This window comes from Marinomonas atlantica (assembly GCF_001639725.1).
Classification (GTDB): Bacteria; Pseudomonadota; Gammaproteobacteria; order Pseudomonadales; family Marinomonadaceae; genus Marinomonas; species Marinomonas atlantica.
The window spans coordinates 363,905-387,588 of record NZ_LTAW01000003.1; the positions used below are offsets into that span (position 1 = coordinate 363,905).

The following is a 23,684-nucleotide window of genomic DNA, read 5'->3' on the forward strand; positions in this document are numbered from 1 at the left end:
ATAATGGCGAATATTCGTACTATTTCTTTTGATGCCATTGTAGTGGGCGGCGGCGGCGCAGGTATGCGTGCTGCACTTCAGTTAACAGAGTCTGGTTTGAATACCGCATGTGTAACAAAAGTATTCCCAACACGATCTCACACCGTATCAGCACAGGGTGGTATCACTTGTGCCATCGCAAGTGAAGATCCAAACGATGATTGGCGCTGGCACATGTATGACACCGTAAAAGGGTCAGACTATATTGGTGACCAAGACGCTATTGAATATATGTGTTCTGTTGGTCCACAAGCTGTATTTGAGCTTGAACACATGGGTTTGCCTTTCTCTCGTAAAGAGAATGGACGTATCTACCAGCGCCCTTTTGGTGGCCAGTCTAAAGACTTTGGTAAAGGTGGTCAGGCCGCTCGTACATGTGCTGCAGCTGACCGTACAGGTCATGCGCTTTTACATACGCTTTATCAAGCTAACTTGAAAGGTGGTACAACGTTCCTAAACGAGTGGTACGCTGTCGATCTTGTTAAAAATGCTGATGACGCAGTGGTAGGTGTTGTTGCGATTTGTGTGGAAACGGGTGAAACGGTCTACCTAAAAGCCAAGGCAACAGTTATGGCAACTGGTGGTGCAGGTCGTATTTACCAATCTACAACCAATGCGCACATCAATACTGGTGATGGTGTTGGCATGGCACTTCGTGCTGGCTTCCCAATGCAAGATATGGAAATGTGGCAGTTCCACCCAACCGGTATTTATGGTGCTGGTACGCTTGTAACAGAAGGCTGTCGTGGTGAAGGTGGTTACCTAATTAATAAAGACGGCGAACGTTTCATGGAGCGTTATGCGCCAAACGCAAAAGATCTTGCGGGTCGTGATGTTGTTGCCCGTTCAATGATTCTAGAAATTCTTGAAGGCCGTGGTTGTGGCGAAAATGGCGATCACGTTCTTCTTAAGCTTGATCATCTTGGTGAAGAAACACTTAATAAACGTCTGCCAGGTATCCTAGAGCTATCACGTACGTTCGCGCATGTGGACCCAGTGAAAGAGCCTATTCCTGTTATTCCAACGTGTCATTACATGATGGGCGGTATTCCAACGAATATTGGTGGCCAAGCTATCAAGCAAACTCAGACTGGCGAAGATATTATCATTCCAGGTCTATATGCTTGTGGTGAAGTGGCGTGCGTATCGGTGCATGGTTCCAACCGCCTAGGTGGTAACTCGCTACTTGATTTAGTGGTGTTTGGCCGTGCAGTAGGTTTGCAGGTTAAGAAGTCTCTTGATGAAGGCTTCGAATCTATGGATGCAAGTGATACAGATGTTAAAGATGCAATGGCACGTCTAGAGCGTTTGAATAACAGCTCTGGTGGCGAAAGTGTTGCTAAGGTACGCGACGATCTTCAGAAAACGATGCAGCTTTACTTCGGCGTTTTCCGCGAAGGTGATTCGATGCAGAAAGGCCTTGAACAGCTTAAAGAGTTGCGTAAACGCGTTGAGAATCTACATCTAGAAGATAAGAGTCAAGCCTTCAATACTGCTCGTATTGAAGCATTGGAGCTTGAGAACTTGTTGGAAGTGGCAGAAGCAACAGCGATTCCTGCGGAATTCCGTAAAGAAAGCCGCGGTGCGCATGCTCGTAATGACTTCACTGAACGTGACGACGAAAACTGGTTGAAACACTCTTTGTATCACCCAACTGATAAGAAAGTAACCCAGCGTGATGTGAACTTTGCGCCTAAGACAATGGATGCTTTCCCACCTAAAGTTCGTTCATACTAAGGAGTTATGTCAATGTTAGTTAGTATCTATCGTTACAATCCTGAGAAGGACGATGCGCCTTATATGCAGGATTTTGAAATCGAGTTACCAGCAGGCAAAGACCTGATGGTGCTTGACGTGCTTAACCTGTTGAAAGCACAAGATCCAAGTATCTCTTATCGACGTTCATGTCGTGAGGGTGTGTGTGGCTCGGATGGTATGAATATGTCAGGCAAAAATGGTCTTGCATGTATTACTCCAGTTTCGGCTGCAGCGAAGAACAATAAACTTGTTCTTCGTCCATTGCCTGGTCTGCCAGTTGTACGCGACTTAGTGGTCGATATGGGGCAGTTCTACAAGCAGTACGAAAAAATCAAACCATTTTTGATTAACGAGACGCCTGCACCTGCGATTGAGCGTTTACAGAGTCCTGAAGAGCGTGAGAAGCTGGATGGGCTTTACGAGTGTATATTGTGTGCATGTTGTTCGACTGCTTGTCCATCTTTTTGGTGGAACCCTGATAAGTTTGTAGGGCCGTCGGGCTTGCTCCAAGCTTATCGTTTTCTAGCAGACAGCCGTGATACAGCAACACAAGATCGTTTAAGTGAGCTTGATGATCCTTTTAGTGTATTCCGTTGTCATGGCATCATGAACTGTGTCAATGTTTGTCCAAAAGGTTTGAACCCAACAAAAGCGATTGGTCACATTCGTACTATGTTGGTTCAGCGGGCAACATAAGAGAAACAGATCAGCATAACCTAGTTTTTGTTATGCTTAGGGTGGCTTTTTAAGCCACCCTTCCGATGTTCTTAAAAGCAACGTTAAGAGCACAGTCTTTAAATTTATAAGTTGCAAAGAATTTAGTTTTTCATAGCAGATGTATTTCTGGATATGAAAAAGCACCAAATAGTCCCATTTATTACTAAAATAGTAATGCACCCGTGCTTTAGAATAGGGCTGTTTTAGTGCAGTTAGGCAAAAGTAAATAATAAGCTGGCGGTTACTTTTTGGTAGCCAAAAACCAGAAAAAATATAAGAGTTATCGCAAATTGGCGATAGCTGGCTCGAACATAAAAGGGTGATCGAGAATGCATGAAAGTTTGATGGAGTTGCTATGGAGCACTTCTCACTTTTCAGGGGGTAACCTTGAATATGTTGAGGGGCTGTTTGAGAGCTACTTAGTTGACCCCAACTCAGTATCGGAAGAATGGCGGAAATGTTTTGATCAGTTGCCGAGAGTTAGCGAAGCGCAGTCAACAGATCTTCCTCACTCTGTTATTCAACAACAATTCTTAGAACTTGGTAAAAACAAGTTCCGCAACATGCCTGTTTCCTCAGGTGTCGCAGCTAGCTCAGAACATGAGCAAAAGCAAATCAACGTACTTCAACTTATTAACGCTTACCGCGTACGAGGTCATCAACACTCAAACTTAGATCCACTTGATCTAATTAAACGAGATAAAGTTGCTGATCTTGATCTGGGCTACCATCAATTAACTGGTGCAGATCTAGATACAACGTTCAATACCGGCTCTCTATTTTTCAATCAAGAAAGCATGCCGCTTAAAGATATGGTTGCTGAGCTTGAGAAAACTTACTGTGGCTCTGTCGGCTACGAATTCATGCATATTGTTGATACCCAAGAAAAAGCTTGGTTGCAACAGCGCGTGGAGTCAGTTCGATCTCGTCCAGAGTATTCTGAAGAGACCCGCAAAGCATTGCTTGAGCGTTTAACTGCGGCAGAAGGTCTTGAAAAATACCTTGCAAGTCGTTATCCAGGCGCTAAACGTTTTGGTTTGGAAGGTGGCGAAAGCTTAATTCCAATGGTGAATGAGTTAATTCAACGTTCCGGCGCACTGGGTGCAAAAGAAGTTGTGATTGGCATGGCTCACCGTGGCCGTCTAAACGTACTGGTTAATACACTTGGTAAGAACCCTAAAGATTTGTTTGATGAGTTTGAAGGTAAAAAACTTGTTAACACGTCTGGTGATGTTAAATACCACCAAGGTTTTTCTTCAAATGTGATGACGGCGGGTGGTGAAGTTCACACCGTATTGGCGTTCAACCCATCTCACCTTGAGATCGTTTCGCCAGTAGTGGAAGGCTCGGTACGTGCGCGTCAGGATCGTCGTAAAGATAAAACGGGTAAAACAGTTGTACCTATCTCTATTCATGGCGATGCGGCCTTTGCTGGTCAAGGCGTGGTGATGGAGACATTCCAGATGTCTCAAACACGTGCTTACCGCACGGGCGGTACAGTACATATCGTTATCAACAACCAAGTTGGTTTTACAACGAACCGCCAAGAAGACTCGCGCTCAACTGAATACGCTACAGATGTTGCGAAAATGATTCAGGCGCCGATCTTACACGTAAATGGCGATGATCCAGAGGCTGTGCTGTTTGTCACTCAGCTTGCATTGGATTACCGTTACGAGTTTGGTCGTGATGTTGTGATTGACATGGTTTGTTACCGCCGCCGTGGTCATAACGAGACAGATGAGCCGTCTGGTACTCAGCCATTAATGTACAAAGTCATCAATAAAATGAAGACGACTCGTACTAAATATGCTGAATACTTAATTGAGAAAAAAGTGGTTACGGAAGCAGAAGCTGATGAGCTAGTCAGTGAAAACCGTGAAGACTTAGACAACGCGCGTCATGTGGCCAAAAGCTTAGTTCTTGAGCCTAAGTTAGAGCTTTTTGTCGATTGGAAGCCATACCTAGGTGTGGAATGGACTGATGCGGGTGATACCTCTTATCCGTTGGCTCAGTTGCAAGAAGTGGCTAAGAAAACCACGTCTGTTCCAGATGGTATTGTGGTTCAGCGTCAAGTTATGAAGATCTATGAAGATCGCGATAAAATGACCGCTGGTGCAATGCCTCTTAACTGGGGATATGCAGAAACATTAGCTTTTGCAACGTTGTTGGAGCAAGGCTACCCAATTCGTATTACGGGGCAAGACTCAGGTCGTGGCACGTTCTCTCATCGTCATGCGGTTGTCCACAGCCAAAAAGATGGCAGCACTTACATTCCACTTAAGCATATATCAGAAGATCAGCCTACATTAGACTTGTACGATTCATACTTGTCTGAAGAAGCGGTACTGGCTTTTGAATATGGATACTCAACGACTTCACCTAATGGTTTGGTTGTTTGGGAAGCTCAATTTGGTGATTTCGCTAACGGTGCGCAGGTTGTTATTGATCAGTTCATCACGAGTGGTGAGCATAAGTGGGGCCGCTTATGTGGCTTAACCATGTTGTTGCCGCATGGCTATGAAGGTCAAGGACCAGAGCATTCATCTGCTCGTCTTGAGCGTTTCATGCAAATGTGTGCAGAGTACAACATTCAGGTATGTGTACCGACAACACCGTCGCAGATCTTCCATATCTTGCGTCGTCAGGCGATTCGTCCGATGCGTCGTCCATTAATTATCATGTCTCCGAAGAGTTTATTGCGTCACAAGCAAGCAATTTCGACTTTAGAAGACTTGTCTGAAGGCAGCTTCAAAACGGTATTACCAGAATCAGCGGATAATATTCAGCCTGAGAATGTTAAGCGTTTGGTGATCTGTAGCGGTAAGGTTTATTACGACCTTTACAACCGTCGCGAAGAGTTGGCCAAGGATGATGTGGCAATCATTCGTCTTGAGCAATTGTACCCATTCCCATATGCAGATTTTGAAGCTGTGTTGGAACCGTACAAAAATGTTGAAGAGCTGATTTGGTGTCAAGAAGAACCTAAGAACCAAGGTGCTTGGCATGCAAACCGCCACCGTATGAGCCGTGTATTAGAGAAGCTATATCCAGACGTTAAGATTCGCTTCGCTGGACGTATATCTTCTGCAGCACCTGCAGCAGGTTACATGTCTGTACACGTTGAAGAACAAGAAGCGCTGGTTAACGACGCGATTGTCGGCTAGCAACACTGCCTGTCAGAGATAAGGGTAAAAAATGAGTATTGAAATTAAAGCACCTACTTTTCCAGAATCTGTAGCAGATGGCACTGTCGCTACATGGTACAAACAACCAGGTGAAGCGTGTAAACGTGATGAGCACATCGTTGATATTGAAACTGATAAAGTGGTTTTAGAAGTTGTTGCTCCTGCTGATGGTGTGTTGAAGGAAGTTCTTAAAGCTGAAGGCGATATCGTATTGAGCGCAGAAGTTTTAGCAGTGTTTGACTCTGGCGCATCTGCGTCCGATGCACCGAAAGAATCAGAGCCGGAAAAAACAGAAGCTAAAGAAAATAAATCAGAAGCTCCTGCAAGCGCGGCTTCTGAAACAGTTGACGTAAAAGCACCTGTTTTCCCAGAGTCTGTTGCAGATGGTACGGTCGCTGCTTGGCATAAACAGCCAGGTGAAGCATGTAAGCGTGATGAGCATATTGTCGATATTGAAACCGATAAGGTTGTGCTTGAAGTGGTTGCACCAGCTGATGGTGTTATTGCAGACATCCTTAAAGCTGAAGGCGAGACTGTTTTAAGCTCTGAAGTCCTTGCTAAGTTTGCTGTTGGTGCTTCAGGCGAAGCAGCCTCTGCACCCGCTGAAAAAGCGGCTGCGTCAGCTGTAGAAGGTGATGAAGATGCTGTTGCAGGTCCTGCTGCGCGCAAAGCACTAGCTGAAGCGGGCTTGACGGCAGCACAAGTCAAAGGCACAGGTAAAGGCGGACGTATTACGAAAGAAGACGTGGACGCTGCTGCGCAAAATAAATCTGCTACAGCACCTGCTAAAGCTGCTGCACCAGAGAGTAAAGCAGCTGCTGCTCCTGCAGTAACTGCAGCATTAGGCGAAGAAGGTCGTGTTGAAAAGCGTGTGCCAATGACTCGTCTACGTGCAACGATTGCTAAGCGTTTGGTGGAAGCTCAGCAAAGTGCAGCCATGCTTACAACGTACAACGAAGTAAACATGGGTCCTGTTATGGAGCTGCGTAGCAAGTATAAAGACTTGTTCCAAAAGACTCATAATGGTACGAAACTTGGCTTTATGTCTTTCTTCGTGAAAGCAGCTACAGAAGCTTTAAAACGTTTCCCTGCAGTCAATGCTTCAATTGATGGCAACGACATGGTTTACCATGGTTACCAAGATATCGGTGTTGCGGTATCTACTAATCGTGGTTTGATGGTACCAGTGCTTCGTAACACTGAAGCAATGGGTCTTGCAGACATCGAGTCTAATATCATGGACTTCGCTGTACGTGGCCGTGACGGTAAGCTTGGTATGGATGACATGCAAGGTGGTACGTTTACCATCACAAATGGCGGGATTTTCGGCTCGCTAATGTCGACACCAATTATCAATCCACCTCAAACAGCGATCTTGGGTATGCACAAAATCCAAGAGCGCCCAATGGCGGTGAATGGTCAGGTTGTCATTCAGCCTATGATGTACCTAGCGTTGTCATACGATCACCGTATGATCGACGGTAAAGAAGCGGTGCAATTCCTTGTTACCATCAAGGACTTATTAGAAGATCCAGCACGTCTACTGCTTGAAATCTAAGTAATTGCACCCACTTCTGTGGATATGAGTAAAACTTGCTAGGACGTACAACGTCCTAGCAAACAACAATGGATAAATCCTATGTCTAATAAATTTGATGTAATCGTAATCGGTGGCGGTCCAGGTGGTTATGTTGCTGCTATTCGTGCAGCACAACTGGGCCTAAAAGCAGCATGTATCGAGAAGTGGTTGGATAAAGACAACAAACCACGCCTAGGTGGTACATGTTTGAACGTAGGTTGTATTCCATCTAAAGCACTATTGGACTCTTCTCATAAATACCATGATGCGACAGAAGAATTTAAAGTTCACGGCATTGGTGTGGAAGGTGTTTCAATGGATGTTAATGCGATGGTTGATCGCAAAGACAACATTGTAAACCAATTAACTGGCGGTATTGCTGGTCTCTTTAAAGCTAATGGTGTAACCAGTTTTGAAGGTTTTGGTAAGCTGCTTGCGAACAAGAAAGTTGAATTCACAGCGCACGATGGCTCTGTAGAAACACTTGAAGCAGACAACGTGATTCTTGCGACAGGTTCTGTGCCAGTTAATATTCCGCCAGCACCTCGTACAGGTGACATCATCGTTGATAACGAAGGTGCATTGGATTTCCGTGAAGTGCCTAAGCGTCTTGGTGTAATCGGTGCCGGTGTTATCGGTCTTGAGTTGGGTTCTGTATGGAAGCGTCTTGGTTCTGAAGTGGTTGTGCTTGAAGCGCAAGATCAGTTCCTAAGTCTATGTGACCAAGATTTAGCTAAAGAGGCCGCTAAAATCTTCAAGAAACAAGGTCTAGACATTCGTGTTGGTGCGCGCGTAACGGGCAGCGAAGTGAAAGGTGAAGAAGTTGAAGTCACTTTCCTTGATGCTAAAGGCGAAGAGCAAAAGCAAACTTTTGACAAGCTGATCGTTGCTGTAGGTCGTAAGCCATTTACAGATGGCTGTCTAGCAGGTGACTCAGGCGTTAACCTAGACGAGCGTGGCTTCGTATTTGTTGATGAGCAATGTGCAACGAATGTACCTGGTGTGTTTGCTATTGGTGATATTGTTCGTGGTCCAATGTTGGCACACAAAGCTTCTGAAGAAGGTGTCATGGTTGCGGATATCATCGCTGGTCATAAAGCTCAAATGAACTATGACTGTGTTCCATCTGTTATCTATACGCACCCAGAATTAGCATGGGTTGGTAAAAACGAACAGCAGCTGAAAGCTGAGGGCGCTAAGTTCAAAGTAGGTAAATTCCCATTTGCTGCGTCTGGTCGTGCGATGGCTGCGAACGATACTGATGGCTTTGTTAAGATCATTGCTGATGAAGAAACAGACCGTATTCTAGGCTGTCACATTATTGGTGGCCATGCTGCAGATCTTATTGCGCAAGCAGTAATCGCTATGGAATTCGGTTCAACAGCTGAAGACATCGCCTTGACTGTATTTGCTCACCCAACGGTCAGTGAAGCGGTGCACGAAGCAGCCCTTGCTGTTGATGGTCATGCGATCCACATTGCAAACCGTAAACGCAAATAAAAAATTCGATTTGCCGGCCTCGAGCCGGCAATTTCTGTCTTAGTAGGACAGAGCTTATGTCAATCATTAAGATGAGCGGAAGAATCAAATGAACCTACATGAATATCAGGCGAAACAGCTTTTTGCTGAATATGGCCTGCCAGTATCTACAGGGTACGCAGTAGACACGCCGGAAGAGGCAGTAGAAGCAGCGAAGAAAATTGGTGGTGATAAGTGGGTTGTTAAAGCTCAGGTACACGCTGGTGGTCGCGGTAAAGCAGGTGGTGTAAAGCTTGTTGATTCTTTAGATGAAGTAAAAGAATTTGCAGCAAACTGGCTAGGTAAAAATCTAGTCACTTATCAAACTGACGAAAATGGTCAGCCAGTTGCTAAGATCCTAGTTGAGTCTTGTACAGACATCGCTAATGAGTTGTACCTAGGTGCAGTTGTAGACCGTTCTACTCGTCGCGTCGTTTTCATGGCCTCTACTGAAGGTGGTGTGGAAATTGAGAAAGTTGCCGAGGAAACGCCTGAGCTGATTCACAAAGCTGAGATCGATCCGCTAGTTGGCGCACAACCATACCAAGCGCGTGAAATGGCATTCAAAATGGGTCTTAACCCGACTCAAATCAAGCAGTTCACTAAGATCTTCCTTGGTTTATCGCAAATGTTCCATGATCACGACTTCGCGCTACTAGAAATTAACCCTCTAGTGATTACAGACGAAGGCAATCTTCACTGTCTAGATGGCAAAATTAACATCGACAGTAACGCCGTTTACCGTCAGAAGAAAATGCAAGAGTTTCATGATCCGTCTCAAGAAGATGAGCGTGAAGCCCATGCAGCACAGTGGGAACTTAACTACGTGGCTCTAGATGGTAACGTTGGTTGCATGGTTAACGGTGCAGGCCTAGCGATGGGTACAATGGACATCGTAAACCTACATGGTGGCAAGCCAGCTAACTTCCTTGACGTTGGTGGCGGTGCAACTAAAGAACGCGTTGCAGAAGCGTTTAAAATTATTCTTTCTGACAGCAATGTTAAAGCGGTATTGGTTAACATCTTCGGTGGCATCGTTCGTTGTGACATGATCGCAGAAGGCATCATTGGTGCGGTTGAACAGGTAGGCGTAGAAGTTCCTGTTGTTGTACGTCTAGAAGGTACTAACGCAGAGAAAGGCCGTGAGGTTCTTGCGAACTCTGGTCTAGACATCATCGCTGCAACAAGTCTTAAAGACGCAGCTGAACAAGTTGTTAAAGCTGCGGAGGGCAAATAATAATGTCTGTTTTAATTAACAAAGATACTAAAGTAATCTGTCAAGGTTTCACTGGCGGCCAAGGTACATTCCACTCTGAGCAAGCGATTGCTTACGGTACGAAAATGGTTGGTGGTGTTACTCCAGGTAAAGGTGGCCAAACTCACCTTGGTCTGCCTGTCTTCAATACAGTAAAAGAAGCAGTCGTTGAAACTGGCGCTGAAGCGTCTGTGATCTACGTTCCAGCGCCTTTCGTTAAGGATTCTATCCTTGAAGCGGCTAATGCTGGTATCAAGCTAATCGTTTGTATTACTGAAGGTGTTCCAACGCTTGACATGCTTGACTGTAAAGTGGCTTGTGACAACTTAGGTGTACGTCTAATTGGTCCTAACTGCCCAGGTGTTATCACTCCTGGTGAATGTAAAATTGGTATCATGCCAGGCCACATTCACTTACCAGGTAAAGTAGGTATCGTATCGCGTTCTGGTACATTGACATACGAAGCTGTTAAGCAAACAACGGATGCTGGCTTCGGTCAATCTACATGTGTTGGTATCGGTGGTGATCCTATTCCAGGTACTAACTTCATTGACGTATTGGAAATGTTCCAAAACGATCCACAAACTGAAGCGATCGTTATGATCGGTGAAATCGGTGGTACAGCGGAAGAAGAAGCGGCTGCATACATCAAAGCAAACGTAACTAAGCCTGTTGTGTCTTACATTGCTGGTGTAACTGCACCTGCGGGTAAGCGTATGGGGCACGCTGGTGCGATCATCTCTGGTGGTAAAGGTACGGCTGACGAGAAATTCGCAGCACTACAAGACGCTGGTGTTAAAACAGTTCGCTCTTTAGCGGACATCGGTTCTGCTCTAAAAGAAATCACTGGCTGGTAAGCATTGCTTTCCTGACCTGATCGAGAGAAGAAAATCCCTGCCCAGCGCAGGGATTTTTTTGTCGTAAAGAAAAAGAGTACCGATTATAAAAGAGTGCAAATGAGCAAGCATTAAACTTAGTAAGTTGTAATATACGCCTAATATGCAATTTGAAATCAGGTGAAAGAATGAAGCTATTAGGAATCGTTGTTATGAGTGCTGCTATCATGGATATAGGTAAGCTCGCTTGGATTGTCTCAGAGATCCCATGTAGCTGAATCTAACGGCTACTTCAGCCTCTTCATTAACACCTTCCTTGCCAATTCAGTGACGTATTGGTCCTCAGGCTTTGTATTTTTTAATACGTCATCTACAGCAGCTAACATTACTTTTTCAATTCAATTAGTCAGTAAAGAGTTTTGGCGCTAGAAAAACTAACATAGTAATAGAATGTTAAATAAATAGTTAGATCTCTAATTAATGTGCCTTAAATACGCAAAGAAAAACAAACTCTTGTGCATGGCATTGATGTGCAGCTTAAACTAGGCCAAATTAAGTGTAATAAGCTATCAAAGGAGAGAAAAATGAGCATTACATCAAAAGGTGTGACTAAATTTGTAGTTGGTTCGGTTATTGCTTCCCAGTTAGCAGCATGTGGGACTTTAATTTATCCGGAACGAAAAGGACAAGTGGATGGCAAGTTGGACTTAGGAGTAGTTGCGCTGGATGCTCTTGGATTATTGCTTTGGTTTATTCCCGGCGTGGTTGCATTTGGTGTCGATTTTGCAACAGGCGCTATCTATTTACCTGGTGGTGGTGTGGCTCAGCTTTCAGAAGACCAGATGAAGTCTATGACATTGCCTGATGGTCAGCTCGATCAAGAAGCACTTAAAGGCTGGTTAGTTGAGAATAGCTTTTTAGATGAAAAAGAAATCGAAGGCCAAAAGTTTATGACTCAAGTGTATCAAACGCCTGACAGCTTAAAGCGAGCCGTAAATATGACATCTACAGAACGCTACGCTTCGTTAAGTACTCTGAACTAATTTAACGTTGACGTTCATATTCGCCAAGCCACTTGGCAAGTAGGTTTCCTAAAATCTGTTGCTCCTCGAAGGTTAAACTTTCGAGGAGTTTTTTTTGGTTGCAAACATGGTCTTCAACTGCAGGATCAATAACTCCAATTCCTTTCTCAGTCAGAATGACTCGGCAGCTTCGGCGATCTTCTTCATTGACTAGACGCTCTACCCAAGCTCGATCGACGAGTTTATCTAACTTACTAGAAACGGCACCAGACGAAAGCATAGTAGTTTTATAAAGTTCTGTTGGAGTAAGGGGTCCATTTGCTCGACGTAGTGTCGCCATTAAATCGAATTCAATACGACTCATGCCATGTGAATTTATAACGGCCTCTACTGAAGGCGACATGAATTTCTCCATCCGGCTAATTCGACCTATGATGCCCATCGGACTGCAGTCTAGGTCGGGCCGAACATCACCCCATTGTTGTAAAAGCTTTTCTACGTGATCAGACATATTTCTCTCAAACTGTGGAAATGCATTGCAAAAAAGTATCTTTTACAAAAGATACTTGATTTGTAGGTGTCATGACAATATCTTTCATAAAAGTATCTTTTTTAAAAGATAAGACTTTATGTGAGGCTGTATGTATTCATTTTTACTCGCTGCGTTAGCGCCAATTTTGTGGGGTAGTACCTATGCTGCAGTTGGCTTGTTTTTAACGGATATGACACCACTTTGGGTGGCTGTCTGGCGTGCTTTGGGAGCGGGTTTTTTTCTGTTTTTCTTTGTTCGTCGCTTACCTTATATGCCTTTATGTAAGGTATTTATTTTAGGCTTTTTTAATATTGGTTTATTCTTTATCTTGCTGATGACGGCGGCTTATCGTTTGCCTGGTGGTGTAGTAGGTACATTGGGCGCTACCTTACCCTTGATGCTCATTATTATTCAGTGGTTGGTACAAGGGAAGCGTCCGCAGTTCAAAGCGACCGTCAGTGCTATGGTTGGTTTGGCTGGGGTGATTCTTTTGTTGAACCCTTCAGCAGACCTTGACCCCATCGGTGTGGCTTGTGCTTTAGCTGCGGTACTGTTTGTCGCGATTGCCAGCTTATTGACTAAGCATTGGCAGGTATCCGATATATTAGGGGTGGCGACGTGGCAATTGCTAATGGCTGGTGTGCTTTTGGTGCCGGTTGCGTGGTTCTTTGAGGGGGTACCCATGCCTGTCGGCGCGAAAGAGCTACCAGGATTAATTTGGTTGGTGATCTTGAATACTGCACTAGGCTATTTAATTGCCGTCAACGCAATAAAGCAAGTCGGGCCAAATGCTTTTGGTATGCTGTCCCTGCTTAATCCAATCGTTGCTGTAGGATTAGGTATGTTAATGTTGGACGAGTCGTTGGATCTTCTGCAATGGAGCGGTGTTGTACTCATCATTGGCTCGTTGTTATTGGCGAATATGCGAGTAAAGTATCCATGGTGGAAAAGCGCGGCTAGCCGACAATATGATAAAGCTGTTTAGGGCGGCCGCCGGTATTGTAATTAAGGCTCATGCTGACCATGCCTTGTTCTTCTAAATACTCTAGATAGCGGCGAGCAGTGATTCGGCTTAGCTCTAATGCGTCGCCAATTTCTTGGGCTGAAAACGGTGCCTGATGTTGTTTAATGTGCTCAACCATGGTTGCAAGTGTTGTGGTGTCGATACCTTTTGGTGTTTTACGACTCTTGCTTGCTATATTACTTTTACGCATCAGGTCATCAATCTGAAGCTGATCGATTTGCTCCGAGTCCTCGAGTTTTGCTTGAAAAGCAATAAAGTCATTAAGAGCTTGATGGACTCGAGAAAGTCGCAGAGGTTTTACAAGGTAGTCAATTACGCCGAATTGAATCGCTTGAGCGACCATACTAGACTCTCGTTCAGCAGTAGTCATGATGACGGAAGTGCCGATATTTTGCTGGCGTATTTCTCTTAATAAACTCATGCCGTCACCATCAGGCAACGTAATGTCGAGCAAAATAACATCTGGTTGCTGCTTTAAATATTCATGTGTTTCAGAAACAGACTCCGCTGCTGCGATGACCTTAAAGAGAGGGTGCTTATTAACTGCTTGTTCTAATGTATAGCTTGCTTGTGGATCGTCTTCTACGATCAAAACGGAATATTGAGTCATTGTTCTAGTTCTCGTTTATCTAGGTAGACACTGAATACTGTGGTTTGGTTCTCACTGCGTTCCCAGTCTAAGGTACCATTATATCGGCTCACAATACGACTTGCTAAATAAAGACCAATACCGTGTTCAGGTGCATTTTGTTTACTGCTGACGCCTAAATCATAGATACATTGTGCGATGTTGTCATCGACACCTTGACCACTGTCTTCTACGGTAATCATCAGAAAATTTGTCCTATCACTGATAAAAATACTAACTCGGGATTTTGATTCAAGCGAGCCAAGTGCCGCATCACAGGCATTGTTAATAAGGTTGCCAATTAGTGAGACTAAATCATCGTTGGCCGCTTGAGAGTAATTTTTAAGTTGGCTATCTTCGTCTAGTGAGAAATCAATGTGTCGTTCAACTGCGTTATTGTATTTCGCTAATAACATGCCAGCGACAGAGCTGTTCTCAATACTTCTTACTAGCGCGCCCAGTAGATTTTGATGATGATCACTTTCTTGTTGTAAATAATCTATTGCAGATTGCGTTTTACCTGCCTGCAATAGCCCAGAAATTACATTGAGCTTGTTGTTGTGTTCATGTGTTTTAGATCGGAGTTGATTAGCATAGGCTGATGTGCGGGAAAGCTCTTGTTCAAGCTCAGACATGTCCTGTTCATGGTTAAGGACGATCAAATAGCCGGAGTGCGTGGCTTCAATTTGTATCGGGTATAAGGATACAGCGAAATCATGTCGGCCTAACGTTACGGAGTGTTTGCTGCGATGGTTTAATGTATCGACAATGAGCAAAGCAAGTGTTTGTGATAACTCATTTAAAGGTAAACCGATGAGCTTATGATGGTCTTGATCTGGTGCTAACCAATAGCATGCTGCATCATTGATAGCTGTCACTTTATGGTGTCGGTCGATGGCGATAATGCCTTCTCTGATGCTGCCAAGTAATAAACTGTGTTCTTTAAAACGCTGTACGATTTCTTCTGGCTCATAGTCTAAAAAAGTACGCTTTAGTTTACTTAATAGTGACAGCGTTAGCAGGATTGCGGCTATGTAAATAAATCCCAACCAAAGCATGGCTTCGAGATAATAATTAAACAATAAGTCCGTTACTGACTGCTCTAAGTAGCCAATACTCACCGCTCCGATCACCTGTTTGTTTTCAATAATAGGTGCAAAGTTACGGATGGCTGATCCAAGCGTCCCGGTAGCAACAGTGGTACGGGTGAGGCCTTTTTCTAAGGTCGGATAGATATCGTTCCCTTGGAAACGCTTTCCGACACGTTGGGTTAGCGGGTGACTTAAACGAATGGCCTGTTGGTTAGTTATGACAATATAAGACGCGTCAGTTTTTGCGCGGATTGTTTCAATATAGTCTTGCAGTGATTGATTGATACCTTGATTGGAGCGCTTAACAGCTTCGATGATGCGAGGATCACTTGCGACGACTTTGGCTAACTCGATACCACGCTGACTAATGCCATCTAAATAGGTTTGCTTGGTGACGAATACCAACAGCGCGCCGGATACGGCAATGATCAGCGTGATGGTTGTAAGGATGATAGCCGTTAAATAAGATTTAAGAGTCATGGTATTAGCGGTCATGGGCGAATACCTAACAGTATAGAGGAGGAGAAAGGGTCCTCCTAGAGAACCCTTGGAATAATCTTAACTACGCTAATAATTGAATGGCAAAGGTAGCCAGAATCAGCATAAAAGCTCCACCAATACGGGATGAGATCTGAGCAAATGGCATTAACTGCATACGTTTACTTGCTGCGAGTACTGCAACATCCCCAGTGCCACCCATGTTTGCCATACATAGGCCGCCAGTAATGGCTGATTCAATAGGGTAGAATCCCATGATACGACCCACTAAACCTGCACCAATGGCCGCGCCAAGTACCGTTGCAAAAACCATAGCGAAGTACATCGGCGTTAACGCATCAATGATTTGATTTAGATCGGTATAGGCCACACCGATGCCGACAAGCAGAGCTGGTGTTAAGTTGCCAACCACAAAGGTGTACCAAGCATGCGCGGCTTTTTCGAGTCTTTCAGGCATTAAACCAGACACTTTGATAAGCGCAATTGAAAGGATCATTAGTGCGTAGGTGTGCATGCTGATGATATTCGACAGCAATGTACCTAAGAAGAACATACTGATAGCGATCAGAGCACCCATACCAAGCTTCTTAACATCTAATATGTCGGCAGTACCTGATTTGTCTTCCAAGTCTGGAGCATCGCCACGAATTAACTCACCGTTACCTGTCCAGCTAGGTTTGAGTTGACCGACTTTGTTAAGCAAGCCAGCGATCACGATAGCAATGGCATTACCAATGGCGAGCGCTGGAACCATTTGAGACATTAAAGTAGAAGTGTCCATACCGGTACGACCAGACATGATCTCGACCAGAGGTACAGCGCCCGCACCCATGCCGCCACCCATGATAGGCAAGGCAATTAGCATCAGTGATTCAAATAAGTTTTTGCCAAAGAATAAGCCAATAACGCCTGCAAATAAGAAGGAAATTGACACCGCCCCTAAAATAACCGGAATATATTTTAGAGCTGCTTTCTTAAGAGTTTCCGTGCTCATTCCTAAAATAGAGCCTGTCACAAGGCTAGCAACATAGAATGATAGGAAACCACCACTTTTCGTAAATGTGGTGATTTGTTGTTCAATCTCACCCGAAAGGAACCCCGAATGGAATAGGTAAGAGGAGCCAAATATGACAACGATTGCACCACCACCAAAGAACTGATTGATGATAGGTGTTCGATCACCAAGGTAATTTAGAATATAACCAACAATGACCATGGCACCTAATGCGCCGATCATACCACCAGGAAGTTGGTTAAAAAATGTTGCCAGTAGAATCACGAATGCCGCGATTAGAAGGACGATTTTAACCTCGCGTTGGTCGTTCGAAGGTAATGCTTCGTTATTAATCATGGAAGATACTCTCTATATTGTGTTTATTATTAGAGCGCAGTCTACCAATCTTACGGAAAGACAAAAGTCTGTAATTACTAAAGAAAGTAAAAGGTGGAATTGAAACTTTTGTAAGCAAGATAAAGCATAAAGGTGGTACAGCGTTCGTTATATCGCCTTTATGCTTTTGATAAGTATGATGCCTGATGGCAGTTTGCCATATACCGCTAAGGACTAATTGTACTGTGCTTTGAAGCCAATACGGAAGCCGCCCCAGTGCTTGCCATTGACGTAAATCGGGATCGATAAATCATGCAAAATATCGCCGGTATCACGCTTGTAGGTTTGCATTAGAAAAGCATCAGTGTGACTGCCGCAACGACGCCCTGTTGGGTCATCAAAGATACGTTTTGTACGGTTGTTTACTAAGTCTCTTTCGTAATCACCGGTTAATGGTTGGCAATAGCGACGGTTGTGTGTGGGAAAATAACCTTTTCGATCGACTGCACCCGCATAGAGGATATGAGTGTTTCGATCGAGGATAGGTTCTTGAATGTTAGGTAGATACTGGTCTGTCAGTTGATCGTAGTTGGTCGAGAACTTAGTCGGATTGGTATTTGTTATGGGTTGGTAGTGTTCAGAAAACAACTCATCTTGATTCAATTTTCCATCTTTAATCCAAGACTCAAAAAGTGCGCCAATTTGCTTTGCTGCAGCCCTGCCTTCTTCAAGTGTGGTGCTAAAAAAGTTGTCATGAGGAATGCCATCTAAGGCTAAGAATACGCTTTCGGTTCCCTGACTTAATGAGCCAGCTTGGTTGGAAAGCTCTTCACTGCGACGTGACAGAGTCGCTAGCGAAGCACTGATGTCATCAATGGACTTGTTGATTTGCAGGCTAGTGGATTGAAAGCCAAGGCTCGACTGTTTGATTTCTTCCATTGACTCCGATGCGGTTCTGACATCTTGAGTGATGCCTAAAAATGTGTCGGTGACTTCGCTCAACTCAGCTTCTAAATGTTGGCTTTGCTCAGTAACATTAGCCATGTCATCACGTGTTCTAAGTGTATTTTCACGTACTTCATTCAGCATGTCTGCAATTTGTTGTGAGGCGTCGGCACTTTTTGCAGCTAAGGTCCGTACTTCGTCTGCTACCACGGCAAAGCCACGTCCTTGTTCGCCCGCACGAGCGGCTTCAATTGCGGCATTGAGGGCCAGTAGATTAGTTTGCTCTGAGACGCCTTTGATCACATCAGTAATGGTTTCAATATCATCTGCACTTTGTTTCAGTCGCTCAAGCTGTTCGGAAGCACTGTTAACGGCGTTAGTGAGTGCCACAACACGCTCAGCACCTTCTCTTAATTGGTGCTCTGATTGCGATGCAGCCACAGCTGTTTGCTCCATCGTACTGTTTACCGTCACAATATGATTTGCGAGTTGCTCGCCGTTATTACTCAGATCTGATGTTGCCTCTGAAATCTGCTGGCTGTGTCGCTCTACTTCTTGAATATTGTGCGTCAAGCTGTCTACAGCAAAAGATACTTCTGCGGAACCAATAGCCATTTGTGAGGCGGTTGCGGAGACTGATGACGCAATTTTTCCTGAATGGCCAACAGAAGAAGTACTAAGTTGAGTGGAGGAAGCGAATTGATCTTTAAAGTAACGCTGATGACTTAGTATTGCAATAATGCCGTTCAGAGCGCATATAAGTGTCGTGCCAACGGCGTACCACATAGGAATGTTTGCATACAAAAACGCAGCAATCGAAACACCTGCCATAATAAATGTTGTTATCCAAATACGTACCATGAGGTACTCTCCAGTCTATTATTTTTTTGGTAGTCTTTCTTAGTTTCTTTATGGCGGTCAACACATTACATAGCGCTTAAGACGAAAGTCTTATCTAAACGCTAACATAAGAAATTTAGCGTATGCTTGATTTGGAACATAATTCATAGAGTATGGAAGTCGCGTGTAGAGTGTCGAATCTTAGGGGAGCTTGGGATAGTCTTATAAAAATACGTTTACTTGATAAGGAATTACCATGTCAGCTTCCATAAAGCAGAGATTAAAGTTGGAAATGTTTTGGCCTACCTTTGATCCATTTCTATTTTGCGCTTTTCACAACGATGATTTTCCAAAAGGGAATGGTCAGCTTGGCCCTGCTGCCTCATTATCTGGCCGTCAAATTGGACAAGACTTCGCTGGTATCAATGGCTGGCGTATGTATCACGGTAGTAAAGTACCTGGCTTTCCCGCTCACCCACATCGTGGTTTTGAAACCGTGACTATTGTGAATGAAGGCTTTGTTGATCATGCCGACTCTATGGGCGCAGCAGGGCGCTATGGCGAAGGTGATACGCAATGGATGACCGCTGGGAAAGGTGTGCAGCATTCTGAAATGTTCCCTTTAGTCTACGAAGACAAGCCAAATCCAATCGAGCTGTTCCAAATTTGGTTAAATTTACCGGCCAAAAGCAAAATGGTGGAGCCCCACTTTGCTATGCTTTGGAATGAGCAAACACCAGTCATCGATGTGACTGATGAGCAAGGCAATAAAGCACAAGTAAAGGTGGTGGCAGGGGATTACCGCTTACCAAGTGGCGAGATTAAGTCTGCCTTGACGCCGCCACCCGACTCATGGGCCGGAGAGGCCAATAATGACGTGGCTATTTGGATTATAGATCTTGATCCACAAGCTCATTGGGTATTACCTGCCGCTGCTGCTGACTTAAGTCGTACGCTGTATTTCTTTGAAGGACAAACTGGCGAGCTAGACGATGAATCTATCGCTATCAAAGAAGCCTTTACGTTGGTCAGCGATGCAGCGATTGCTCTTAAAAATACAGGGACAGAGAAGGCTCGCTTCTTGTTGCTTCAGGGACGTCCAATTGATGAACCTGTTCAGCAGCACGGCCCTTTCGTAATGAATACTCGACAAGAGTTGCAGCAAGCGTTCTTTGATTTCCAGAACACGCAATTTGGTGGTTGGTCTTGGCCAGATAGCGACCAGACCCATGGAGATGGCGCTGGCCGCTTCGCAAAATATGCTGATGGTCGTATAGAAACGCCTGAGTAAAACGTTATGCTTTGAATACCCAAAACTTGGACAGGGAAAAGTTAACTAACATACCGGCAAGGACGCCCGGAACCATCGCAACATAAGGGAATACCGCATAATGAGAAAGTTCCAGCTGTTCTCCTAACCACATTGCGTATACAAAAATCCCCCAATTTGGGATAAAGCCGATTAAAGATGCTAAGAAAAACTTCCCCCATTGCTGATGCGGTTTTTCTAGATGAGTGGCGTCCTGAAAAGTAAAGATGCGGTTAAACCACCAGTTCGAGGTCACGGCCACCCAAAAGGAAATGGCTCTAGCAGTTGGATAGGGCAACCAATGGGAGCAAAACCACAGTACGCACGCATCGACTAGGAAGCCGACACTTCCTACGATACCAAATTTAATAAATTGTTTTTTCACAACAGTTGATCACTTAACGATTAGAGGTGTATGAAAAAGCTTAAAAGCCTTTTAATTGATGTATTTGTATTCCGGTTAGTTATCTATAGAATTCTTATTATTCCTTTTACAAATAATAAGATAGATAGCATTCTTGACACTAATACATTAAAGATTGGGAAGAATACTTCGACATGTGGATCTTTGTCACTTTATTTGCGGCAGCTTGCCAAGCAATGCGCACCGCGCATCAAAAAACATTGTCCCAAGAGCAGGGGTTTTTACATGCAACCATGGCGCGATCGTTGTATGGCTTACCATTGGTGACGTTGTATTTATTCGTTTGTTGGTTTGCTTTGGGCAGTATTTCATTTCCTCTAGCGTGGCAATTTGTAGGCTACGCTACTGTATGCGCAATTGCTCAGGTGTTTGCAACCTATCTAATGCTAAGAGTCTTTCAATCAGGGAGCTTTGCGCTTGGCACGTTGTTGGCCAAAACGGAAGCCGTATTGGCCGCACTGATTGGTATCCCGTTGCTTCATCATTCACTGAGCTTTATGGCGTGGATGGGGATTGTGTTGGGGGTATTTGGCGCATTAGTTATGAGTATTCGCTTAGAAAATCTGCGTCATGCGCATAAGGATCTGTCTCTGATTGCGGGGTTAGGAAGTGGTTTCTGTTTTGCGATAACGTCGGTCACTGCATCACTTGCCAGTCACTCTTTAGAGGGTTCAATTATTACCAGTGCTGGCGCGACGCTCTGGTATGTTCTAGCTTTACAGTCAGTGATCTTATGTACGATTCAAATTGTGTTAATGAAAGATTTAAATGCCCCCATAAACCGCTCTGTAAAATTAAGCTGTAAAGTGGGTATATTGAGCTCATTAGGGTCGATAGGTTGGTTCACGGGTTTTGCTTTAGTAAATCCTGCCTTAGTGAAAACACTTGGGCAAGCAGAGATTTTAGGTACATTGTATCTTTCGAAACGTCGCTTTAATGAGCGTATTACTTCTCAACAATGGTTTGGAGGTGTGATGATTTTGGGAAGTGTGGTGTTAGTTACCATGGCAACTATTTAAAGAGGTAGTGTAGGTGCAATCAAATCATATTAACTATGTAGAGCTTCCAGCTCAGCATTTAGAGGCCAGTAAAACTTTTTTTGAAAAGGTTTTTGATTGGGTATTCGAAGATTTTGGCCCCGATTACAGTGCCTTTTCAAACTCAGGCTTGGACGGTGGTTTTTTTCGTGCAGAGTTTGCCTCTAGACCACAAAGTGGCGCAGCCTTGGTCGTACTATACAGCAATGATTTGGCTCAGACTTTGGCGCGTGTCGAATCCCATGGCGGAACGATCGAGCAGCCTATTTTTGAGTTCCCCGGTGGGCGACGTTTTCATTTCCTCGATCCAAGCGGTAATGAATGGGCGGTTTGGTCAAAATAATCCTCTCAAATGGAGAAGACACGTTGAATATATTGTCCAACGAACTGATAGATTGCCCTTATTGCGGTGAAACCATTGAAGTAGTGGTTGAATTCATAGACGAAAGTTATGAATACACAGAAGATTGCCAAGTGTGCTGTCGGCCGATTGTATTTCGTGTTGATATCAGTATCAATGGTGAGCAGACTCTCATGGTCTGCTCAGAGAATGACACGCTGTCATTTTAGAAGTCTATTTCTTTTTATTGTCGGCTTTCTTAAAATTCTGTAGATGAACATCAAGCGCGTCACAAGATATATTGATTTCTCGAACCGATAAAAACAAAGAATAGAGTAGGCAGGCTAGGCTGGCAGCAAAAATATAACCTCCAGCCGTATCATATTTCCAGTACAGTGCCATCATTGAGACGACGCATAAACAAAAGCTAATCACACCTGCTTCCTGCATACGACGAATTAAATAAATTCGCTTCCGCAAATTAGCGATCTGTTGTTGGGTACCTTCGGTACTGTGTTCTGGATCAAAATTGCGAATCAATGATGCGAGTGTGACGAAGCGATTTGTGTAAGCAAGGAGTAGTAGCGACACGGCAGGGAACAGCATCGCTGGTGTGGTGAGTGAAATTGTCATAAGCACCTTCCAAAAGAACCAATGGAGGACTAAATCATCCTCGTTGGTAAAGAATTATACAGTCAGAGGTGCTCATTTTTAAGGTAGTGGCTGCTTATGACCGTTTTGTTCATGATTTAAGCAAGGGTGAATTCGCCTGCAAGGGGTGTATTCCATTGCTTTTGAATATCTTCGAATGACAGCCCTTGGGCAAGTAACCAATGTACCTTTGTAAATGCCCCTTCCAAGGTGATGTCCTTACCGTCCAATATCGACAAGCGACTTAATAGAGAACCCGCAGCGTAAGTACCTTGTGACGTACCGCCATGGGCACATTGAGTGACGTTGATAACAAGTTTGTTTTGCTGCTGCATAGTTTCTAGAAAGGCGACCAGGTTTTGATTGGAATCAGCAATGTTCCCTGCACCATAGGTTTGCATGATAACGGCTTTGCATTGATCGTCTTTTAAAAAGCCTTGATAGGCACTTGATGGCAAACTGGGGTGCAATACTAATACACCAACACTGTCTGCTTTGAATTCATAGTGACGTGGTGGCGGCGTACAAGTGTTGCCATCATTTAATTTAACTCTGTCGAATTGCTTGTGAATGGATAGCTTCGCTAAAGGCTCAGCATTAAATGACTGAAATGCAGCGAAGTTATGGCTGCTGAACTTTGTCACCCGGCTACCTTGCATCAAAGAATGATGGAACAAGACCGTGGCGGTTCCAAAGCTGGGTTCTATTGCAATAGACATCGCGGCTTCAAGGTTGCTTACACCATCACTTCGGCTCATACCTAATGGAATCTGTGAGCCCGTTATGATGACGTTTTTATCGCAAGCTCCGAGCATATAAGACAGAGCCGCTGCGGTATAGGCTAACGTATCTGTGCCGTGAAGCACAATGAACCCTGCGTAGTGAGCCCAGTTACCTTGTAAGGTGTCGAAAATTTCACTCCAATTCGACGTCGTGATATTTGAGCTGTCTATCAATGGGCAGAGCTCGATCACATCGAACGCGGGTAAATCGTTCAGACTTTCGCCGAGGCTGGCTTGAATGCGACCTTCAAGGCCCGCTGCAGGGGCTAATCCCTGCTCAGTTTTTGCCATGCCGATGGTGCCGCCGGTATAAATGATAAGAAGTTTCTGTGTCACGTTAT

General features: G+C 44.4%; 21 protein-coding genes. 13 read left to right on the forward strand and 8 right to left on the reverse strand.

Annotated features, from left to right (window positions below; all coding sequences use genetic code 11):
• The first annotated feature begins 3 nt into the window (after positions 1 to 3).
• The 8 genes from sdhA (at position 4) to AYW75_RS06895 (ending at position 11,933) form a co-directional block, all read left to right on the forward strand.
• The gene (gene sdhA, locus AYW75_RS06860; protein WP_067097320.1) at positions 4 to 1,776 is read left to right on the forward strand and encodes a succinate dehydrogenase flavoprotein subunit; all 1,773 of its coding nucleotides are present in this window, start codon (positions 4 to 6) and stop codon (positions 1,774 to 1,776) included.
• Positions 1,777 to 1,788: 12 nt separating this feature from the next.
• Positions 1,789 to 2,493: a succinate dehydrogenase iron-sulfur subunit gene (locus AYW75_RS06865; RefSeq protein ID WP_067097323.1), complete on the forward strand. Its 705-nt coding sequence runs from the start codon at positions 1,789 to 1,791 to the stop codon at positions 2,491 to 2,493.
• A gap of 350 nt (positions 2,494 to 2,843) precedes the next feature.
• Positions 2,844 to 5,681, forward strand: coding sequence for a 2-oxoglutarate dehydrogenase E1 component (locus AYW75_RS06870; protein ID WP_067097326.1), 2,838 nt, complete (start codon positions 2,844 to 2,846; stop codon positions 5,679 to 5,681).
• Positions 5,682 to 5,712: 31 nt separating this feature from the next.
• The gene (gene odhB, locus AYW75_RS06875; RefSeq protein ID WP_067097328.1) at positions 5,713 to 7,260 is read left to right on the forward strand and encodes a 2-oxoglutarate dehydrogenase complex dihydrolipoyllysine-residue succinyltransferase; all 1,548 of its coding nucleotides are present in this window, start codon (positions 5,713 to 5,715) and stop codon (positions 7,258 to 7,260) included.
• An 81-nt stretch (positions 7,261 to 7,341) separates the two neighbouring features.
• Positions 7,342 to 8,781: a dihydrolipoyl dehydrogenase gene (gene lpdA, locus AYW75_RS06880; protein ID WP_067097330.1), complete on the forward strand. Its 1,440-nt coding sequence runs from the start codon at positions 7,342 to 7,344 to the stop codon at positions 8,779 to 8,781.
• Positions 8,782 to 8,869: 88 nt separating this feature from the next.
• Positions 8,870 to 10,036 (forward strand): ADP-forming succinate--CoA ligase subunit beta, encoded by a 1,167-nt coding sequence (gene sucC, locus AYW75_RS06885; RefSeq protein WP_067097333.1) that lies wholly within the window; start codon positions 8,870 to 8,872, stop codon positions 10,034 to 10,036.
• 2 nt (positions 10,037 to 10,038) lie between these two features.
• Entirely contained in the window at positions 10,039 to 10,911 is an 873-nt protein-coding gene (gene sucD, locus AYW75_RS06890; protein WP_067036831.1) for a succinate--CoA ligase subunit alpha, read from the forward strand.
• Between the two features lie 563 nt (positions 10,912 to 11,474).
• On the forward strand, positions 11,475 to 11,933 hold the full coding sequence (locus tag AYW75_RS06895) for a hypothetical protein (protein ID WP_067097336.1): 459 nt from the start codon (positions 11,475 to 11,477) through the stop codon (positions 11,931 to 11,933).
• Position 11,934: 1 nt separating this feature from the next.
• Here the strand turns inward: AYW75_RS06895 and AYW75_RS06900 are convergent, their stop codons facing one another.
• Complete coding sequence (locus AYW75_RS06900; protein WP_067097339.1) at positions 11,935 to 12,423, reverse strand: MarR family winged helix-turn-helix transcriptional regulator; 489 nt, start codon at positions 12,421 to 12,423, stop codon at positions 11,935 to 11,937.
• Positions 12,424 to 12,553: 130 nt separating this feature from the next.
• Between AYW75_RS06900 and AYW75_RS06905 the strand changes: the two genes are divergently transcribed.
• Complete coding sequence (locus tag AYW75_RS06905) at positions 12,554 to 13,429, forward strand: DMT family transporter (RefSeq protein WP_067097342.1); 876 nt, start codon at positions 12,554 to 12,556, stop codon at positions 13,427 to 13,429.
• On the opposite strand, the gene AYW75_RS06910 is transcribed toward AYW75_RS06905, so the two are convergent.
• The 4 genes from AYW75_RS06910 to AYW75_RS06925 form a co-directional block, all read right to left on the reverse strand.
• Entirely contained in the window at positions 13,401 to 14,078 is a 678-nt protein-coding gene (locus tag AYW75_RS06910) for a response regulator (RefSeq protein ID WP_082856427.1), read from the reverse strand. The genes AYW75_RS06905 and AYW75_RS06910 overlap by 29 nt on opposite strands.
• Positions 14,075 to 15,682 (reverse strand): sensor histidine kinase, encoded by a 1,608-nt coding sequence (locus AYW75_RS06915; protein WP_082856428.1) that lies wholly within the window; start codon positions 15,680 to 15,682, stop codon positions 14,075 to 14,077. The genes AYW75_RS06910 and AYW75_RS06915 overlap by 4 nt, the downstream gene beginning before the upstream one ends.
• Positions 15,683 to 15,749: 67 nt before the next feature.
• Positions 15,750 to 17,036: a 2-hydroxycarboxylate transporter family protein gene (locus AYW75_RS06920; protein ID WP_067097345.1), complete on the reverse strand. Its 1,287-nt coding sequence runs from the start codon at positions 17,034 to 17,036 to the stop codon at positions 15,750 to 15,752.
• Positions 17,037 to 17,249: 213 nt separating this feature from the next.
• Positions 17,250 to 18,821, reverse strand: a complete 1,572-nt coding sequence (locus AYW75_RS06925) for a methyl-accepting chemotaxis protein (protein WP_156490822.1) — start codon at positions 18,819 to 18,821, stop codon at positions 17,250 to 17,252.
• Between the two features lie 235 nt (positions 18,822 to 19,056).
• Here AYW75_RS06925 and AYW75_RS06930 point away from each other — a divergent pair, with 235 nt between their 5' ends.
• Positions 19,057 to 20,091 (forward strand): pirin family protein, encoded by a 1,035-nt coding sequence (locus AYW75_RS06930; RefSeq protein ID WP_067097348.1) that lies wholly within the window; start codon positions 19,057 to 19,059, stop codon positions 20,089 to 20,091.
• A gap of 4 nt (positions 20,092 to 20,095) precedes the next feature.
• Here the strand turns inward: AYW75_RS06930 and AYW75_RS06935 are convergent, their stop codons facing one another.
• Positions 20,096 to 20,494, reverse strand: coding sequence for a GtrA family protein (locus AYW75_RS06935; RefSeq protein ID WP_067097350.1), 399 nt, complete (start codon positions 20,492 to 20,494; stop codon positions 20,096 to 20,098).
• A gap of 173 nt (positions 20,495 to 20,667) precedes the next feature.
• Between AYW75_RS06935 and AYW75_RS06940 the strand changes: the two genes are divergently transcribed.
• The 3 genes from AYW75_RS06940 to AYW75_RS06950 are packed head-to-tail and all read left to right on the forward strand — an operon-like array spanning position 20,668 to position 22,140.
• The gene (locus AYW75_RS06940; protein WP_067097353.1) at positions 20,668 to 21,552 is read left to right on the forward strand and encodes a DMT family transporter; all 885 of its coding nucleotides are present in this window, start codon (positions 20,668 to 20,670) and stop codon (positions 21,550 to 21,552) included.
• 13 nt (positions 21,553 to 21,565) lie between these two features.
• A complete protein-coding gene (locus tag AYW75_RS06945; RefSeq protein ID WP_067097355.1) occupies positions 21,566 to 21,913 on the forward strand; it encodes a VOC family protein in 348 nt (115 codons plus the stop codon).
• Positions 21,914 to 21,936: 23 nt separating this feature from the next.
• The gene (locus tag AYW75_RS06950; protein WP_067097696.1) at positions 21,937 to 22,140 is read left to right on the forward strand and encodes a CPXCG motif-containing cysteine-rich protein; all 204 of its coding nucleotides are present in this window, start codon (positions 21,937 to 21,939) and stop codon (positions 22,138 to 22,140) included.
• Positions 22,141 to 22,144: 4 nt separating this feature from the next.
• On the opposite strand, the gene AYW75_RS06955 is transcribed toward AYW75_RS06950, so the two are convergent.
• On the reverse strand, positions 22,145 to 22,543 hold the full coding sequence (locus AYW75_RS06955) for a DUF2721 domain-containing protein (RefSeq protein ID WP_067097357.1): 399 nt from the start codon (positions 22,541 to 22,543) through the stop codon (positions 22,145 to 22,147).
• A 116-nt stretch (positions 22,544 to 22,659) separates the two neighbouring features.
• Positions 22,660 to 23,679 (reverse strand): asparaginase, encoded by a 1,020-nt coding sequence (locus AYW75_RS06960; protein WP_067097360.1) that lies wholly within the window; start codon positions 23,677 to 23,679, stop codon positions 22,660 to 22,662.
• Positions 23,680 to 23,684 lie beyond the last annotated feature (5 nt).

Excerpts from the sequence above, each read along its gene's own strand:
- sdhA (WP_067097320.1), top strand. The coding sequence starts at position 4 with ATGGCGAATATTCGTACTATTTCTTTTGATGCCATTGTAGTGGGCGGC.
- AYW75_RS06865 (WP_067097323.1), top strand. The coding sequence starts at position 1,789 with ATGTTAGTTAGTATCTATCGTTACAATCCTGAGAAGGACGATGCGCCT.
- AYW75_RS06870 (WP_067097326.1), top strand. The coding sequence starts at position 2,844 with ATGCATGAAAGTTTGATGGAGTTGCTATGGAGCACTTCTCACTTTTCA.
- odhB (WP_067097328.1), top strand. The coding sequence starts at position 5,713 with ATGAGTATTGAAATTAAAGCACCTACTTTTCCAGAATCTGTAGCAGAT.
- lpdA (WP_067097330.1), top strand. The coding sequence starts at position 7,342 with ATGTCTAATAAATTTGATGTAATCGTAATCGGTGGCGGTCCAGGTGGT.
- sucC (WP_067097333.1), top strand. The coding sequence starts at position 8,870 with ATGAACCTACATGAATATCAGGCGAAACAGCTTTTTGCTGAATATGGC.
- sucD (WP_067036831.1), top strand. The coding sequence starts at position 10,039 with ATGTCTGTTTTAATTAACAAAGATACTAAAGTAATCTGTCAAGGTTTC.
- AYW75_RS06895 (WP_067097336.1), top strand. The coding sequence starts at position 11,475 with ATGAGCATTACATCAAAAGGTGTGACTAAATTTGTAGTTGGTTCGGTT.
- AYW75_RS06900 (WP_067097339.1), bottom strand. The coding sequence starts at position 12,423 with ATGTCTGATCACGTAGAAAAGCTTTTACAACAATGGGGTGATGTTCGG.
- AYW75_RS06905 (WP_067097342.1), top strand. The coding sequence starts at position 12,554 with ATGTATTCATTTTTACTCGCTGCGTTAGCGCCAATTTTGTGGGGTAGT.
- AYW75_RS06910 (WP_082856427.1), bottom strand. The coding sequence starts at position 14,078 with ATGACTCAATATTCCGTTTTGATCGTAGAAGACGATCCACAAGCAAGC.
- AYW75_RS06915 (WP_082856428.1), bottom strand. The coding sequence starts at position 15,682 with ATGACCGCTAATACCATGACTCTTAAATCTTATTTAACGGCTATCATC.
- AYW75_RS06920 (WP_067097345.1), bottom strand. The coding sequence starts at position 17,036 with ATGATTAATAACGAAGCATTACCTTCGAACGACCAACGCGAGGTTAAA.
- AYW75_RS06925 (WP_156490822.1), bottom strand. The coding sequence starts at position 18,821 with ATGGTACGTATTTGGATAACAACATTTATTATGGCAGGTGTTTCGATT.
- AYW75_RS06930 (WP_067097348.1), top strand. The coding sequence starts at position 19,057 with ATGTCAGCTTCCATAAAGCAGAGATTAAAGTTGGAAATGTTTTGGCCT.
- AYW75_RS06940 (WP_067097353.1), top strand. The coding sequence starts at position 20,668 with ATGTGGATCTTTGTCACTTTATTTGCGGCAGCTTGCCAAGCAATGCGC.
- AYW75_RS06955 (WP_067097357.1), bottom strand. The coding sequence starts at position 22,543 with ATGACAATTTCACTCACCACACCAGCGATGCTGTTCCCTGCCGTGTCG.